This window comes from Candidatus Pantoea formicae (genome assembly GCF_011752625.1).
GTDB lineage: Bacteria > Pseudomonadota > Gammaproteobacteria > Enterobacterales > Enterobacteriaceae > Pantoea > Pantoea formicae.
Map to the genome: position 1 here is coordinate 57,849 of NZ_VWXD01000019.1, position 16,973 is coordinate 74,821.

At 54.4% G+C, this 16,973-nt stretch carries 15 protein-coding genes; 12 read left to right on the top strand and 3 right to left on the bottom strand.

All coding sequences use genetic code 11. The features are described from left to right. The first annotated feature begins 164 nt into the window (after positions 1-164). Both F3J38_RS26760 and F3J38_RS26765 read left to right on the top strand, forming a co-directional pair. Positions 165-1,580 carry a glutamine synthetase family protein gene (locus F3J38_RS26760; RefSeq protein ID WP_167144267.1) on the top strand — a complete coding sequence of 472 codons (1,416 nt, stop codon included), beginning with the start codon at positions 165-167 and terminating at the stop codon, positions 1,578-1,580. 358 nt (positions 1,581-1,938) lie between these two features. Continuing rightward, complete coding sequence (locus F3J38_RS26765; RefSeq protein WP_038646033.1) at positions 1,939-3,294, top strand: APC family permease; 1,356 nt, start codon at positions 1,939-1,941, stop codon at positions 3,292-3,294. Between the two features lie 92 nt (positions 3,295-3,386). Here F3J38_RS26765 and ygbI read toward each other — a convergent pair whose 3' ends face one another. Beyond that, entirely contained in the window at positions 3,387-4,148 is a 762-nt protein-coding gene (gene ygbI, locus F3J38_RS26770; RefSeq protein WP_167144268.1) for a DNA-binding transcriptional repressor YgbI, read from the bottom strand. 259 nt (positions 4,149-4,407) lie between these two features. On the opposite strand from ygbI, the gene ltnD reads away from it, so the two are divergent. From ltnD to F3J38_RS26795, 5 genes are all read left to right on the top strand, one after another. Beyond that, positions 4,408-5,316 (top strand): L-threonate dehydrogenase, encoded by a 909-nt coding sequence (gene ltnD, locus F3J38_RS26775; RefSeq protein WP_167144270.1) that lies wholly within the window; start codon positions 4,408-4,410, stop codon positions 5,314-5,316. A gap of 2 nt (positions 5,317-5,318) precedes the next feature. Next, positions 5,319-6,578, top strand: coding sequence for a 3-oxo-tetronate kinase (gene otnK / locus F3J38_RS26780; RefSeq protein WP_167144271.1), 1,260 nt, complete (start codon positions 5,319-5,321; stop codon positions 6,576-6,578). Next, positions 6,575-7,201, top strand: coding sequence for a 3-oxo-tetronate 4-phosphate decarboxylase (otnC, locus tag F3J38_RS26785; protein WP_038646045.1), 627 nt, complete (start codon positions 6,575-6,577; stop codon positions 7,199-7,201). The genes otnK and otnC overlap by 4 nt, the downstream gene beginning before the upstream one ends. Continuing rightward, on the top strand, positions 7,201-7,980 hold the full coding sequence (locus tag F3J38_RS26790) for an HPr family phosphocarrier protein (RefSeq protein WP_167144273.1): 780 nt from the start codon (positions 7,201-7,203) through the stop codon (positions 7,978-7,980). Before otnC ends, F3J38_RS26790 begins: the two co-directional genes overlap by 1 nt. 236 nt (positions 7,981-8,216) lie before the next feature. After that, entirely contained in the window at positions 8,217-9,569 is a 1,353-nt protein-coding gene (locus F3J38_RS26795; RefSeq protein ID WP_167144275.1) for a GntP family transporter, read from the top strand. A 124-nt stretch (positions 9,570-9,693) separates the two neighbouring features. Here F3J38_RS26795 and sbcB read toward each other — a convergent pair whose 3' ends face one another. After that, positions 9,694-11,115: an exodeoxyribonuclease I gene (sbcB, locus tag F3J38_RS26800; RefSeq protein ID WP_167144290.1), complete on the bottom strand. Its 1,422-nt coding sequence runs from the start codon at positions 11,113-11,115 to the stop codon at positions 9,694-9,696. 199 nt (positions 11,116-11,314) lie between these two features. On the opposite strand from sbcB, the gene dacD reads away from it, so the two are divergent. From dacD to tmaR, 4 genes are all read left to right on the top strand, one after another. Then, complete coding sequence (dacD, locus tag F3J38_RS26805) at positions 11,315-12,481, top strand: serine-type D-Ala-D-Ala carboxypeptidase DacD (protein WP_205298423.1); 1,167 nt, start codon at positions 11,315-11,317, stop codon at positions 12,479-12,481. Positions 12,482-12,568: 87 nt separating this feature from the next. Next, entirely contained in the window at positions 12,569-13,033 is a 465-nt protein-coding gene (locus F3J38_RS26810) for a GyrI-like domain-containing protein (RefSeq protein ID WP_167144279.1), read from the top strand. Between the two features lie 158 nt (positions 13,034-13,191). Further along, positions 13,192-14,250: an FUSC family protein gene (locus tag F3J38_RS26815; protein ID WP_167144281.1), complete on the top strand. Its 1,059-nt coding sequence runs from the start codon at positions 13,192-13,194 to the stop codon at positions 14,248-14,250. Positions 14,251-14,411: 161 nt separating this feature from the next. Continuing rightward, on the top strand, positions 14,412-14,729 hold the full coding sequence (gene tmaR / locus F3J38_RS26820; RefSeq protein ID WP_167144283.1) for a PTS system regulator TmaR: 318 nt from the start codon (positions 14,412-14,414) through the stop codon (positions 14,727-14,729). Positions 14,730-14,833: 104 nt separating this feature from the next. On the opposite strand, the gene F3J38_RS26825 is transcribed toward tmaR, so the two are convergent. Beyond that, on the bottom strand, positions 14,834-15,898 hold the full coding sequence (locus F3J38_RS26825) for a LacI family DNA-binding transcriptional regulator (protein WP_167144285.1): 1,065 nt from the start codon (positions 15,896-15,898) through the stop codon (positions 14,834-14,836). A 99-nt stretch (positions 15,899-15,997) separates the two neighbouring features. Between F3J38_RS26825 and F3J38_RS26830 the strand changes: the two genes are divergently transcribed. Continuing rightward, positions 15,998-16,765: a YdcF family protein gene (locus F3J38_RS26830; RefSeq protein ID WP_167144286.1), complete on the top strand. Its 768-nt coding sequence runs from the start codon at positions 15,998-16,000 to the stop codon at positions 16,763-16,765. Positions 16,766-16,973: the final 208 nt, after the last annotated feature.

Sequence of the window (16,973 nt, forward strand, 5' to 3'; positions counted from 1 at the left end):
CCTAAAAAGTGTGCAATATATTGTCAATCTAGCAACCGTCTGTTCGTTCTTCCAACAGATTTGTTACATTTGCACACTTTTTGCGTTAGAGCTATGTTAGAAGAGTGGCTGTTATTTTGAGCATTGCGCGAACCAATACTAAACGGTAAAGGGCGGGTGGGAACATGACGAACCTCGTAGAAGTAGAAGACTTCACGCGGCACAGTGAAGAGAAGCGAACAAGCGCGTTCCAGCTGGAGGTAAAAACCTGGCTGGAACGCCATTCTGAAACGCAGTATGTCGATATTCTTCTGAATGATTTAAATGGGGTATTTCGCGGTAAGCGCATTCCCGTCTCTGCATTAGCAAAACTGGAAAAAGGGTGTTATTTCCCGGCCTCGGTTTTCGCCATGGATATCCTCGGTAATACCGTCGAAGAAGCCGGACTCGGACAGTCCCTGGGCGAACCCGACAATCTCTGTATGCCGATTCCCGGCACCTTAATTCCCTCAGCCGCCGATCCTGAACGCATTGCGCAGTTGCTGCTCACCATGTGTAACCAAGATGGCACTCCCTTTGACGTTGAACCCCGCAATGTCCTTAATCGCTTGTGGCAGCAGCTGCGCAATCGAGGGCTATTCCCGGTGGTAGCGGTAGAGCTGGAGTTCTATCTGGTCGATAAAAAGCGCGATGCGGAAGGGTACATCCAGCCGCCGTGTGCGCCAGGCAGTGACGAGCGCAACATGCAAAGTCAGGTTTATTCAGTAGATAATCTCGATCACTTTGCTGATGTTCTGCGTGATATTGACGATCTTGCTCGACAGCAGGGCATCCCAGCCGACGGCGCACTGGCGGAAGCTTCGCCAGGCCAGTTTGAAATCAACCTGCATCATACTCGCGACGTATTAAAAGCCTGCGACCACGGCATCTTACTGAAGCGCTTGGTACGTCAGGTGGCTGAAAATCATGGCATGACCGCGACCTTCATGGCGAAACCTTATGAAGAATACGCGGGTAGCGGCATGCATGTTCACGTCAGCATGTTGGACGCCGCCGATCACAACGCTTTCTCGCTGGACGATGGTAGCGACTCACCGCTACTCAAACGTGCGCTGGCGGGGATGATTGACTTGATGCCGGCATCCATGGCGCTGTTAGCCCCGAACGTCAACGCCTATCGCCGCTTCCTGCCGGAAGCCTATGTGCCGCTGCAAGCCTCTTGGGGACACAATAATCGCACGGTGGCATTACGTATCCCTTGCGGCGATATCGATAATCATCGTGTTGAGTACCGGGTGGCGGGTGCAGACGCAAATCCTTACCTGGTGGTGTCAACAATTCTTGCCGGAATTTTGCACGGTCTGGATAATCAGCTACCCTTACCGCACCCGGTGCAGGGCAACGGTCATGAGGCTGAAGGGCTGCCTTTGCCGGTGCGACAGAGTGATGCGCTTTATGAGTTTGAAAACAGCTATCCTCTGCAAAAACTGCTGGGTGAACACTTCAGCGGGGTGTGGCATAGCTGCAAACAGAACGAGTTGATGCAGTTCGAGCGGCTTATCACCGCCACTGAAATTGACTGGATGTTGAAGAACGCCTGATCAGCAGAAGAATTTCGCTAACGTCTTGTGCCGATGGCATAAGTTGGGGCAGAATACGTCCCCTGCAAATTTCGAAACATAACCGACGCTTATACCGTCGGTTATTTTTTTGCAGAGAGCAGTACACACACACATTACCGAGGCCGGACACGCATCCGGATAGATAGATACTGACAACACGCTTGGGCGTGAGATTTGAGGAAAACAAAGATGGGGCTGTTTACAATTGCACCAGCGCAAGCTGGTTCTCGCTTTCGTGATGATTACGGCGCGGCGACAATCGCAAACACTAATATCACTTCTCACTGCAGCACGTTGCGCAGTATCCCGCAGATCACCTCTGTAGGGGGCCTGAACAATGTCGCTTAACACCTCAGCACCACAGCGTGCACACCTGAAAAAATCCCTGACCTTGATCCCAGTGGTCATGATGGGCTTGGCGTATATGCAGCCAATGACCCTGTTCGATACTTTCGGTATCGTGTCTGGATTGACCGACGGCCACGTCGCCACCGCTTATGCTTTCGCGCTGATCGCGATACTGTTTACTGCCGTGAGCTACGGCAAGCTGGTACGCCGCTTCCCATCTGCGGGCTCCGCTTACACCTATGCTCAGAAGGCTATCAGTCCGCACGTCGGCTTTATGGTGGGCTGGTCATCACTGCTGGACTATTTGTTCATGCCGATGATCAACATCCTGCTGGCGAAAAGCTACTTTGAGACGCTGGTGCCGGGCATTCCATCGTGGATTTTCGTGGTGTTGCTGGTGGCCTTTATGACCATCTCTAACCTCCGTGGTATCAAAACCGTTGCCAACTTCAACAGCGTGATCGTCGTGCTGCAAGTGGTCGTGATGGTGGTGATTACCGGTATGGTGGTTTACGGTGTGGCGCATGGGGTTGGCGCAGGAACCTTGACCAGCAGCAAGCCTTTCTGGTCTGAAAATGCTCACGTGGTGCCGATGATTACCGGTGCGACGATTCTGTGCTTCTCGTTCCTCGGCTTTGATGGCATCAGTTCACTGTCAGAAGAGACCAAAGATGCAGAACGCACTATCCCACGCGCGATTTTCCTGACCGCGCTGATCGGTGGTGTGATCTTTATCGGTGTGTCTTACTTCCTGCAGCTGTACTTCCCGGACATCTCACGTTTCCAGAATCCGGACTCTTCACAGCCTGAAATCATGCTGTTCGTGGCAGGTAAAGCCTTGCAAATCGGCATCCTGATTTTCTCTGTGGTGACCGTACTGGCTTCCGGTATGGCGGCACACGCAGGCGTTTCACGTCTGATGTACGTGATGGGCCGCGATGGCGTGTTCCCGCAGCGTTTCTTTGGCTTCGTGCATCCGAAATACCGCACGCCGTCTCTGAACGTGCTGTTGGTGGGTGCTGTGGCACTGCTGGCGATTAACTTCGACCTGGTGACCGCCACTGCGCTGATCAACTTCGGTGCGCTGGTGGCATTCACCTTCGTGAACCTGTCGGTGATTGCGCAGTTCTGGATCCGTGAAAAGCGTAACAAGACGCTTAAAGATCACCTCAACTATCTGGTATTGCCAGTGATGGGTGCTTTGACAGTGGGTGCACTGTGGATCAACCTGGAAGAGACCTCAATGGTTCTTGGCTTAGTGTGGGCAGCGGTCGGTATTATTTACCTGGCGTTTGTAACGCGCACTTTCCGTAATCCAGTGCCGCAGTTCAGCGAAGAAGTGTAATTTTGGGTGCGCTCCAATGCGCACGCTTCGGAAATTTTGCACTGAAAATGTAAGGTCGCCATTCATGGCGACCTTTTTTTAACCGCAGAATATCAACCCGCCAGCACCAGCTCCCAGCTCCCCGCACTCAACGTTTCGCGCCCCGATTTGCTCAATTCGGTATCTGTAATCAAGGTATCAAACCGCTCCAGCGGCAAGGCTAAATGCGTGGCGATCTTGTTGTACTTCGAGCTGTCGCTTAGCAGCACGCGCTTGCTGCTCACATCACTGGCCGCTAACTTCACCGGAACTTTATCTTCATCCGGCGTATACAAACCGCGTGGACCCCAGCAGGAGGCTGAAATGAAGGCAATATCAATGGCCAGCATGCGCAAACTGCGTGCCGCGGCTTCGCCGACACTGGAGCGATTCTCCCGGCAGACGGTGCCGCCCGTGTGAATCAGTTTGCAGCCGCTGCTCTCCATCAACAACCGCGCGATGACAAAATCATTGGTCACAACTAGCAAATCATCACGTTCCAGCAGTTCACGAGCGAGTGCCAGCGTGGTGGTACCAGCATCAAGGTAGATACAGCTGTTACGTGGGATGTGCCGCGCTGCAAACTGGCCAATCGCCATTTTCTCATTGCTGTACATGCTGGTTTTCGCCAGATGTGACGGCTCAGCCGCCAGGCGATCGGCCGATCGCACGCCGCCAGAAACGGAAAGCACGGCACCTTGCTCTTCCAGTTTTTGCACATCACGACGAATCGTCATGTGCGATACCCCCAAACGCTCAGTAAGCTCGGCAATGCTTACCACGCCACGTTCGGCAACCAGCGCTAGTATCTGTTGATGACGTTCTACCGGAATCACAATGCTCTCCCTGAATTATCATTTTTTCACATTGTAGAGCATCGATTCACAGCCTGCAGCACAATTTATCCTAACGAAATGTAAGCAGATTTCCTGTGTTCATGGGCTTTGCACGCGCAAATTCCGCTTGTGAATCGATGTGATATCCCAGTTGGGTAAGTTAATTTTTGTGATTTACCGCACGTTTCTCCACCAGTAACTGCGGCAGAATTAACACCAATGAACAAATTATCACTTAATTTAACAACGGAGGTGTGCTGTGTCAGCAACCGTGAATAACGTCGGCGTGATTGGTTTAGGTTCCATGGGCATGGGCGCAGCACAGTCCTGTATCCGCGCAGGTTTGAACACCTGGGGCGTTGATTTAAACCCACAGGCGCTGGAAACCCTGCGTCAGGCCGGAGCGCGCGATGCGCAAACTTCGGCGGCCAGTTTTGCTCAAGAGTTAGATGCTGTCTTGCTGCTGGTGGTGAATGCCGCGCAGGTCAAAGCGATCTTGTTCGGTGAGACGGGTCTGGCTGCGCAGCTCAAGCCGGGGACCGTTGTAATGGTCTCTTCTACCATTTCTTCACAAGATGCGCAGGCGATTGAACAGCAGTTGGCGCAGCATCAATTAGTCATGCTGGATGCGCCAGTCTCTGGCGGTGCAGCCAAAGCGGCAGTCGGTGAGATGACCGTGATGGCTTCCGGCAGCGATGAAGCTTTTGCGCGCTTACAGCCGGTGCTGGATGCGGTGGCGGCAAAAGTCTATCGCGTGGGCAGTGAAATTGGTTTGGGTTCAACGGTAAAAATCATCCATCAGCTGTTGGCGGGTGTGCACATTGCCGTGGGTGCAGAAGCGATGGCGCTCGCAGCACGCGCGGGCATTCCACTTGAAACAATGTACGACGTGGTGACCAATGCCGCCGGTAATTCGTGGATGTTTGAGAACCGCATGCGTCACGTAGTAGATGGTGATTACTCACCAAAATCTGCCGTCGACATCTTTGTGAAAGATCTCAACCTGGTGGCCGATACCGCGAAATCGCTGCACTTCCCGCTGCCTCTGGCTTCCACTGCACTCAACATGTTTACCGAAGCCAGCAATGCCGGCCACGGTCGTGAAGACGACAGCGCAGTCATCAAGATTTTCAGCGGCATCACGCTGCCAGAGTCAAAGGAGAAGTAACCATGCGTTTAGGCGTGATTGCTGACGACTTCACCGGTGCAACAGATATCGCCAGCTTCCTGGTGCAGAACGGTCTGCCCACTATTCAGTTCAATGGCGTGCCAGCAAGCCATGATGAGCTGAGCGCGCAGGCGATTGTGATCAGCCTGAAGTCACGTTCTTGTCCAGCCCAACAGGCGATTGACCAGTCTCTGGCGGCGCTGGCATGGCTGCAACAGCAGGGATGCGATCGTTTTTACTTCAAATACTGCTCCACCTTCGACAGCACCGAGCACGGCAATATTGGTCCAGTGACCGATGCCTTGCTGGCTGCGTTGGGGGAGACGCAAACGGTGATCTCACCGTCGCTGCCGGTTAACGGCCGTACGGTGTACCAGGGCTATCTGTTTGTCGCCGACCAACTGCTGTCAGAATCAGGCATGCGTCATCATCCGGTGACACCGATGACCGACAGCAATCTGGTGCGTTTGATGACGCGCCAGGCGAAAGGGCAGGCGGCAGTGATCAACGCGGCACAGCTCGATAAAGGCGCGGCAGCGGTGCGTGAACAGCTGGATGTGCTGAAAGCGCAGGGCATCAGCTATGTGGTGCTGGATGCGCTCAACGAACAGCATCTGCTAACGCAGGGCGAAGCGCTGAAAGAGACGGTGCTGGTGACCGGCGGTTCGGGTCTGGCGATAGGTATCGCACGAGCCTGGGCCACCCAGCAGCAGAACAGCGATGCTGAGCAAGCGGGTCGCCCACAAGGCGAGCGTGCGGTAGTCATTTCTGGCTCTTGTTCGCAGATGACCAATCGTCAGGTGCAGGCCTATCGCCAGCAAGCGCCTTCCCATGAAGTACTGGTGGAGCGTTGCCTCGACAATGCCGATGCATATGCGCATGAGCTGTGCGACTGGGTTGCCAGCAATCATCAGCAAGCGCTTGCCCCCTTACTCTTCGCTACAGCAGATGCTCAGCAATTGCAGGCAATCCAGCAGCAATATGGCGCAGCACGCAGCAGCGAAGCGGTGGAGCATTTGTTTGCCGCCGTGACGCGTGAGTTGAAATCTCGTGGTTGGCAGCGCTTTATCGTGGCCGGTGGTGAAACTTCTGGCGTGGTGGCTCAGAGCCTTGGCGTGACGGCGTTCCATATCGGCCCGATGATCTCCCCTGGCGTGCCGTGGGTGCGCGACATCCATCAGCCGCTGTCGCTGGCTTTGAAATCAGGCAACTTTGGTGACGAACAGTTCTTTGCCCGCGCACAGACGGAGTTTTCAGCATGACCGAACAACAAGCACGTGAAGAGATGGTGCAACTGGGCGCCTCTTTCTTCCAGCGCGGATACGCCACCGGTTCGGCGGGTAACCTGTCTCTGTTACTGGAAGATGGCAACCTGCTGGCCACACCCACTGGTTCCTGCCTGGGTGAATTACAGGCCGATCGCCTGTCAAAAGTCACGATGCAGGGCGAGTGGATTTCGGGTGACAAACCCTCGAAAGAAGTCGCTTTTCACCGGGCTCTTTACCTCAACAATCCCGCCTGCAAAGCGGTGGTGCACCTGCACAGTCATTATCTGACGGCGCTCTCGTGCTTGAACGATCTGGACAGTGAGAACTGCATTCGGCCCTTCACGCCGTACGTGGTGATGCGCGTGGGTGATGTGCCCGTGGTGCCGTATTACAAACCGGGTGACGACCGTCTGGCTGAAGATCTCGCGCAGCTTGCGCCGCGTTACAACGCTTTCCTGTTGGCCAATCACGGCCCGGTGGTGGTCGGTAAATCACTGCGTGAAGCAGCCAATAACACTGAAGAACTGGAAGAGACCGCGCGTCTGATGTTCACGCTCGGCGACCGCTCGATTCGTTATCTCACCGATAGCGAAGTGGCGGAATTGAGGAATTACTGATGCCTAAGTTTGCAGCCAATTTATCTACGCAGTTTGGTGAATTACCCTTTATTGAACGCTTTGCCGCTGCGGCGAACGCGGGTTTTCGTGCCGTGGAGTTCCTGTTCCCTTACGACTATCCCGCTGAGGTGATTAAAGCCGAGCTGGAGAAACATCAACTGGAGCTGGTGCTGTTCAACACCGCTGCCGGTAACGTACAGGCGGGTGAGTGGGGAGTGTCGGCGATTCCTGGGCGTGAAGCCGAAGCGCGTGCCGATATCGATCGTGCGCTGGAATATGCTTTAGCACTGGGCTGCCCTCAGGTGCATGTGATGGCGGCAACGGTGCCAAACGGTGCCGATCAGGCGGCGTATGAAGAGACGTTTGTTCGTAATATGCATTACGCCTCCGAGCGCTTTGCGCCACACGGCATCCGCTTGTTACTGGAGGCACTCAATCCGGTGACCAAACCGAACTACCTCTATTCCAGCCAGTATCAGACGCTGGCGATGATGGAGCGTATCGACCGACCCAATGTGTTCACGCAGTTGGATCTGTTCCATGCACAGTTAGTAGACGGCAACCTCAGCCACCTGATTCGCGAATACGCTGGACGCTATCGCCATATCCAGATCGCCTCTGCACCGCATCGTCACGAACCAGACGAAGGTGAAATCAACTATCCGTACCTGTTTAACCTGCTGGATGAAGTTGGTTATGACGGTTGGGTCGGCTGCGAGTATTTCCCGCGCGGTCGTACCGAAGCGGGCCTCGGCTGGTTCGCACCCTACGCGAAATAATCTTTGTTGTACCGCCCAGCACAGTGCGTTGCGCCCTGTGCGGGTGAAGTCTTACCTGAATTCATAAAACATTAAAAAATATACCCAAGTACCCCCTAAATAATTCGAGCTGTAGAGAGGCGGCAAGAGGGTGAGTCCCCAGGAGCTTACATCAGTCAGTGACTGGGGCGAATCCACGTAGCCAACGTGTCTACAGCTTGAAGTATGACGGGGGGGAATATAATTAGAGGTTTATCATGTCTACCGCGTTACTGCTCGCTATTGCGACAGCCAGCATTGTGATATTGCTGCTGCTGGTGATTAAAGCCAAAGTCCATCCGTTTGTTGCTTTACTGATTGTCAGTCTGATTGTTGCCATCAGCACCGGGATTCCGGCTGATAAGATCATGGAAACCATCTTTAGCGGCATGGGCAACCTGCTGGGTCATATCACCATTATCATTGTGCTGGGGGCGATGCTCGGCGCAGTGATTGAGGCTTCGGGCGGTGCAGAATCGCTGGCGCAGCGCTTCAGTAAATCGCTGGGTATCAAACGTACTGTCGCAGCCCTGACTATGGCGGCGTTTATCCTCGGTATTCCGGTGTTCTTTGAAGTCGGCTTTATCATTGTGATCCCGCTGATTTACGGCTTTACCAAAGTGGCGCGCGTCTCGCCGCTGAAATTTGGTTTGCCGATGGCGGGCGTGATGCTTACCGTGCACGTGGCGTTGCCGACGCACCCAGGCGCTGCCGCCGCAGCCGGTATTCTGCATACCGATATGGGCTGGTTGATGATGCTCGGCATCCTGATCTCAATCCCGGTGGGTATCGTCGGTTACTACGTGGCGAAAGCGATGAACCTGCGTCAATACCATCTCTCTGTGGATGTGCTGGAGCAGTTGCAGCTGGCAAAACCAGAAGGCACACCGAAAAGTGAAGTGCCACCACCCGGTGCGATGACCATCGCCGGTCTGATTGTGGTGCCGATTGTGTTGATCGTGCTGGGTACGCTGGCGCACACCATGCTGGCAGAAGGCAGTATTTTGCGTGATGTAATGACGGTGATTGGCAACCCGCCGATTGCGTTGCTGATTGCGCTGGCACTGGCCGCGTGGATACTGGGCGTGCGTCGCGGCTGGAGCAAAGAGAAGCTGGAAGACCTGACCGGTCGAGCCATTCCTAGCTCAGCCAGCGTGATTCTGGTCGCCGGTGCGGGCGGTGCGTTCGGCAAGGTGCTGGTGGAATCGGGCGTCGGTAAAGCGCTGGCGGTGACGCTGGAAACCCTGCATCTGCCTCTCGTGCCTGCCGCCTTTATTCTGTCGCTGGCGCTGCGTGCTTCACAAGGTTCTGCCACGGTCGCGATTCTGACCACCAGCGGGCTGTTGAGTCAGGCAGTGGGTGATGTGACGGATATGCAACGCGTGTTGGTGACGCTGGCGGCGTGCTTCGGCGGCTTGGGCCTGTCACACGTTAACGATGCTGGCTTCTGGGTGGTGACACGTTACCTGGGGCTGTCAGTCGCCGATGGTCTGAAGACCTGGACCGTATTGACCACACTGATGGGCTTGAGCGGCTTTGCGCTGACCTGGCTGGTGTGGGGGATGATTTAAGGTTTACAGCGGTCGCCATTAATGAACTGCACTTCATCATGGCGACCCTACAAAATCTGCAACCCTAGGATGCGCATTTATGCGCACCTGTTTGCATGAGGCATGTTTACGCTTCAGGCAACCTTTAAGACACCAACTCCTGCGCATACAAATACAACGCTTTCAGCTGCGCCATCTTCTCCGCATTATCCTCATGCAGTGTTGCCAGAGACTCCAACTCCAGCAAAAACGCCTGCACGCGATCGGCATTCAGTGCCTCACGGCGATGCTGTAACCAGCGCTGCTGTTCTTGATCATCCAGGGTGCCGGGGAAGTTGCGCGCACGATAGCGGAACAACAGCTTCAAGATGCGTTTATCGTCGAAGGTTAAATCGAGCGCCGGTAAATTCTGTGGCGGTGTCTGGCGCACAATGTTCATGCCCGCGCGATCGGCATCGCTGAAGAACCCGTCATACAGTTGTGCATCGACATCATCAGAGGGTTTAAACGGCTCCGCTTCGGCAAATAGCGTGACAGCTCTCTCTCGCACTTCTGCATGCTGACGCAGCAGCGCCAGGTTTGCCAGACAGCGCTGGCGATCAATATTCAACCGCTCGGCATCTTCCGGGCGCAAAGTATTCGCAGGCGCCAGCACTGGGCACTTATTGATATGCACCAGCTTAATCGGCACGGCGGCGCGGTCACCCAGCTCACTCTGTTTGGTGTACAACCGCTCGCGCAGTTCATCCGCATCCAGTTCCAGTAGCGGTGTCATATCGCCCGCCAGATCCACCACAATCAGCGCATTGCGATTATCCGGATGCCATGCCAGCGGAACCACCCAACTGGTGTTGCCACGTGCCGCACCGAACATGCCGGAGACGTGCACCAGCGGCTTCATCTGCGGGATATCAATCAGGTTCATCAGTTTCTGTTTGTTGCGATGGGTAAACAGAAACTCAAACAGTTTCGGCTGCTTCTCTTTTACCAGCTTGGCCATCGCCAGTGTGGCATAAACATCAGACATCGCATCGTGCGCCTGTTCGTGCGCCACGCCGTTGGCCTTGGTGAGATGTTCCAGTTTGAAACTTGGGAAGCCGTCATCATTTTCCGGCCAGACGATGCCTTCAGGGCGCAGGGCATAGCAGGCGCGCATCACATCCAATAGATCCCAGCGCGAGTTGCCGTTCTGCCAGCTCCAGCCATAAGGATCAAAGAAGTTGCGATAGAAGATATTGCGCGTCACTTCATCATCGAAGCGCACGTTGTTGTAACCAATCACACAGGTTTGTGGTTCGGTAAACAGCCCATGGATGCGCTCCGCAAACGCCGCTTCTGTAACGCCGCGCGCCTTGGCAACCTGCGGCGTAATGCCGGTGATCATCACCGCTTCTGGCTGTGGCAAGTAGTCATCGGCCGGCTGGCAGTAAAACACCTGCGGTTCACCTACGGCGTTGAACTCTTTATCGGTGCGCAAACCGGCAAACTGCGCCGGACGGTCCAGTGAGGGACTTTTACCGAAGGTCTCGTAATCGTGGAACAAGAAGGTGAACTCAGAGGCGGGCACGGCGGTATCCTGGCAATAGAAATCAACGCACAGAATAGTCGTGTGTAGCAGGCAGCACAACCATGTTTGCCAATGCTGCGGGCAGGCGCGCAGCATTTGTCCGCAGTTCATACTTTTTTTCAATTTATTCAAATATCAAAGCGCTAATTGCCGTAAAACGTGCGGCGGTAAATTCATTTTTTGATTTGAGGAAGAAGTGTTGAAAAGGCGTCTGCTGGTAACTGTATCTGGAATGATTGTTTGGGCATCACTGGCACACGCTGACGACAGCATGCCTTTCCCAATGACGCCTCCGCCGATCGATGCGGCTTCGTGGGTGCTGATGGACGCGACCACGGGCCAGATCCTCACCGCCGGCAATCCCGATGAAGAGCGTAACCCGGCCAGCCTCACCAAGCTGATGACCGGCTACGTGGTGGATCGCGCGGTTGATCAGAAAAAAATCACCCGCGATGACGTGGTCACCGTGGGCAAAGATGCCTGGGCTGCGGGTAATCCGGTGTTCAAAGGCTCCTCTCTGATGTTCCTGAAGCCCGGCGACAAAGTGACGGTACGCGATCTGATGCGTGGCGTGATCATCGACTCCGGCAACGACGCCTGTGTGGCGCTGGCAGATTACGTCGCGGGAAGCCAGGATAGCTTCGTCAACATGATGAACAACTATGTGCAGAAGCTCGGTCTGACGCATACCCACTTCGAAACCGTGCACGGCTTGGATGCACCAGGCCAGCACACCACCGCACGTGATTTGGCGGTGCTGTCGCGTGCCATTATCAACGGTGAGCAGGATTTCTACGCCATGTACGCGGAGAAAACCCTGAGCTGGAACGGCATCACGCAAAATAACCGTAACGGTTTGTTGTGGGATCAAAACCTTCACGTTGATGGCATGAAAACAGGCCATACTGAAACGGCAGGTTTCAACATCATCGCGTCGAACATTGTTGGCCGTCATCGCCTGATTGCGGTGATCATGGGCGGTAAGAGCTCGAAAGGGCGCGAAGAGCAGGCGCGTAAACTGTTGGTGTGGGGTCAGAACAACTTTGACACCGTGCAGCTGTTCCACGCGGGTAAAAAAATCGGCACCGAAAACGTCTGGTACGGCAATCCGCACAAAGTGGATGTCGGCACCACGCAGGATATTTATCTGTCGCTGCCCCGCACCGAAGTGTCTAACGTGATGGCGAAATATGTCATCGAGCGCAAGGATCTGGAAGCACCTTTAAAAGCGGGTGAACAGGTCGGGGAGATTCAGGTGATGGATAAAGATAAGCAATTGGCGAGCTATCCGCTGTATGCCTTACAGGCGGTGGATAAAGCCGGCATCATCACGCGCATCACTGACTACGTGAAACAGAAACTGTAATCCGCAGCGGATTGCTGAGCCACTCCCGTCGATGGACCAAAACGGGCGTGGCGCGCTGGCTTTCAGCTGCTGACGGGAGGCAAAAGTATGAAAGCATCAATCGTAGAGCGTAATCCACAGAGCTGGCTGGGCTATCATCTGCAAGGACCCTGGCAGGAAACGGTGCCGCACGGTTTCAACCAGTTAAAAAGCTGGGTGGAGCAGCATGGCATTGAAGGCGAATGGTTGGCGATTTATTACGGCAATCCCGAAGTCTTACCACCGGAAGAACTGCGTGTTGAAACGGTGATTACCGCACCCACTGATGCTGTTCCGTCCTACGGCGACGATATTGAGCAAGGTTTGTTGCCCGGCGGCCAGTATTTCCACTCTCGCATTGAAGTGATGAATAACGACTTCTTTGCTGCCTGGCGTAGTTTGTTTGATCACCTTAACGCGCAAGGTGGCTGGCAAGTCGACAATCGTCCCTGCTTTGAACACTACCTTTCTGACGGTTCCGACAGCGGCGATTGGCTGGTAGATATGTACATCCCCGTGCGTGCAGCCGATTAATATCATCAGTGCGTTACATCGATGTTTCCATTGAGAAAATAAGATGTAACGCATTTGTTTTATCGTAAAAAAAGAGCGAAAAAGTGCGGCCAGGCACTCAATGTTCGTGTCGCGCCAGGGTAATATAGCGCGCAAATTTTTACCGATCCCGGACCACCATGTTGCGTGCTGACAAGCCTATATCGTCGATTGAATTCTGGTTTTATCGCCACTATCGCGCCGTGCATGGCGTACGCATTGCTATCGCCTTTGTGCTCTGTTTTCTCTTTGTCCGTTTGACCGATATCCCTGAAGGAACCTGGCCGCTGATCACCTTAGTGGTGGTGATGGGACCGATCTCCACCTGGGGCAATGTCTTTCCTCGCGTGATTCAGCGTATCAGCGGCACCTTTGCGGGGCTGGCATCGGGATTAATTGCGCTCAAGTTAGAGCTGTTTTCTCTGCCAATGATGCTGACATGGTGCTTTGTGGTGATGATCATTTGCGGCTATCTGACGCTGGGAAAACACCCCTATATGGCGTTGCTGATTGGCATCACGCTGGGCGTCGTCGTCGGAGCACCCGCCGGTGATTTCACGGTGGCGCTGTGGCGCGGCGGTGATGTGATCCTCGGTTCGGTAATGGCGTTGCTGTTCAGCGCCATTCTGGCACAGCGGGCTTTTACACACTGGCGCATTCAGCTTTCTGATTCGTTTCTTGCCATGGCCAAGCTGCATCACACAGGGTTTTCTGCCAATTTGCTGGAAAAACCTCGCCTGAATAAGCCGTTCCAAAAGCAATTGACCAGCGTGATCAAAATGCGTGCCCTGTTGGAGCCCGCCAGTAAAGAGACGCGTATTCCTAAATCGGTATTTGAGGCGATTCAGACCATCAATCGTAATATGGTTAACACAATGCAGATGCAGATTGATGCATGGTGGTCATCGCGTGAGAGTCACCTGCTGCTGTTAAATGCGCCCACGCTGCGCCGCAGCCAACAGATGACTGAAGATACCTTAAACGCGTTAGCGACGCTGATGGTCAAAGGTGAGACGGAAAAGGTAATCGCCAATAGCCATCAATTGGAAGAGATTACCCAAGAGTTGGAACAGTTGATTGCCAACCGCAGCGGGCGTCTGGAAACGACGGCGATTTATGGTTACGTGTGGTTGAGTCTGGAGCAAGCGCGCCAGTTGGAGCGTATCACCGACTTGGTTCGCCTGGCATTGCGCAAATAGTTTTCTCAGGCAATGACTTAATGTGAATCACCCTTTCTTTGCGCTAAGATAAGTGCCAGTCCGAAATTAGCTGTGAAAATTGCTTTCACACTCAGTCAGCCGCTAAGCTGAGATGTATGACTATTCCGCCTGCCGCGGCAGGCCTTAAGAAAGGTGCCAACATGGAAAATGCCAAGCAATCATTTCAGGACGTGCTGGAGTTTGTGCGCATGTTTCGTCGTAAAAACAAACTGCAGCGCGAAATCGTGGATAACGAGAAGAAAGTCCGTGATAACCAGAAACGTGTGTTGCTGCTGGACAACCTGAGCGAGTACATCAAACCGGGCATGAGCGTTGAGGCGATTCAGGAAATCATTGCGTCAATGCGTGTGGACTATGAAGACCGTGTTGATGAGTACATCATCAAGAACGCCGATCTGTCGAAAGAGCGCCGCGAGCTTTCGAAGAAACTGAAAGCGATGGGCGAGCCAAAGCCATAATAAACATTCCGGGACCGCAAGGTCCCCTTTTTTAATTGTCGCAGCGCGTGCTAACCGCTGAAAGCGGCACAAGACATGACACCGTGACGATCGATCAGCTACGGCTATTGCTGCTTTAATTTGCGCGCTAATACCTGCAACTGCTCAGCAATCTCTGCCACATCAATACCTTTCAGCATCGGTGCTGCGGTGGTCTCACGCAACACTAATTCTGTCTCCAGCCGCTCTGGCTGCACACCTTCACCTTCCAGTTCAGCCAACAGCCAATCGACGCTCACTGCGCCCAACTGTTGCAAATCCTGGCGCACCGTCGTTAACGGTGGCTGATACCACGCGCTCTCGGCAGTATCGTCATAACCGATGATCGACATCTCTGCCGGAATCTTCACGCCGTGCTGGTGCAGCACCCGCATCGCACCGAGGGCCATCTGGTCGTTGGCCACTAACAACGCCTTTGGTAGACGATCTGGCAACAGTTGCAGCAGCGCCTGATACCCGGATGCTGCACTCCAGTCACCGTTCAGCACGCATACGGGCTCCAGCTGATGTGCCGCCAGTGCCTGCCGCCAGGCATGAAAACGTGCCCGTGCGGAGGCCGAACTTATCGGTCCATTGAGCACGCCAATTTGGCGATGGCCCAGTGCGATAAGGTGTTCAACGGCCTGCTGTGCGCCTGACTCACTTTGGTATTGGCACTGTGCAACATCAGCATGTTGTTCGACATCCAAAAACAGTGCGGGCTTGCTGCCGCACTGCTGTTGCACCTGCGCCGCCTGTTCTGCATCAAGCGGTAGATTGATCAGCAGGGCATCCACGCGCTGTGCCAGCAACTCATTCACCGTGTCTTGTGCGCTACCCGCGGCGTTGGCCATGGCGATCACCAGATGGTAGCCGCGAGCGGCGGCACGTTCGTGGATCGCAGAAGCGATTTGCGCCGGGGCCATCAGTGCCAGATCGCTGGTCGCCAAACCCAGGGTGCGTGTGGCTTTGCCCGCCAGTTGTTGTGCCACGCGGTTAGGCACGTAGTTAAGCTGCTGCATCGCCGCCTCAACTTTGGCTCGGGTACGTGGCGAAACCTGCATGGAATGGTTGAGCACACGGGAAACGGTCTGATAAGAAACGCCCGCCAGTTGGGCAACATCGTCGAGGGTGACGGAACGTGCAGTCATAAATTCTCCTGAATCTGATAGCGGCGAGTGTAGCAAATTTTTCTCTGCTGTCGCGGAGTTAAGCCGCTACACTGCCAGTGTTCATGCGAGGAGAATGTGATGCAGCTTAATGACCAACAGATTCAGGATATCAATACGCTGGCGGCCTGGCTGGCCCTTGACCATATGCCCGCTGACGGCACGCTTGAGGTCGATCTGGCGATTCTTGCCGGGCATGCCGTTTTGCCAAACGTTGAGGGTGTGATTGCACTGGCGAAGAAGTATCAACTGCCACTGTTGATCAGCGGTGGCATCGGGCACTCCACTGCACTATTGGCGGATATGATCGCCACGCATCCGCTTTACCGGCAAATTGAGACTCAAGGCAAAAGTGAGGCAGCGTTGCTGGGGGAGATGGCGCAGATTTTTGCTGCATTGCCAGATGATCAACTACTGCTGGAAACCGCCTCACGCAACTGTGGTGAAAATGCGGCCTTCAGCCAAAAAGTGTTGGATGAGCAAAATTGGCAGCCGCAGCACGTATTGCTGGTGCAGGATCCGCTGATGCAGCGTCGGACCTGGGAAACCTTCCGCTATCAGTGGCGCGACAGGGCAGATGCGCCGGAGTTTATCAGCTGGCCGGTGTTTACCCCGCAGGTGATGATGGATGCCGGTATGCTGCGCATCATCGGCGCACCGCCTCAGGGGCTGTGGTCGATGGAGCGCTTTCTCTCGCTGCTGATGGGCGAAATTCAACGTCTGCGCGACGATGAAAACGGCTATGGTCCGAGCGGTAAAGGCTTCCTGGGCCATGTTGATATCCCAGGTGAGGTGGAAGCAGGCTGGCAGCGGTTGATGCAACTGCCGGGTGTGCAGTCACGGCTTTGAAAACCAGGTCACCCTAATGGGTGACCCTACAATCGCCGCACGGCGCGCATTTGTATCTCTACCAACCCCCGTAGGGTGCGCATTTAGGTACAACCGGGCACATGGGTAACAGATCAGACCGACCACATAGGTAACACTTTTGTGGTCAGTCGATTCGGATAATACGTTTTTCTGCCCGGTCATAATACGCCAGTATCATCCTGTCGAA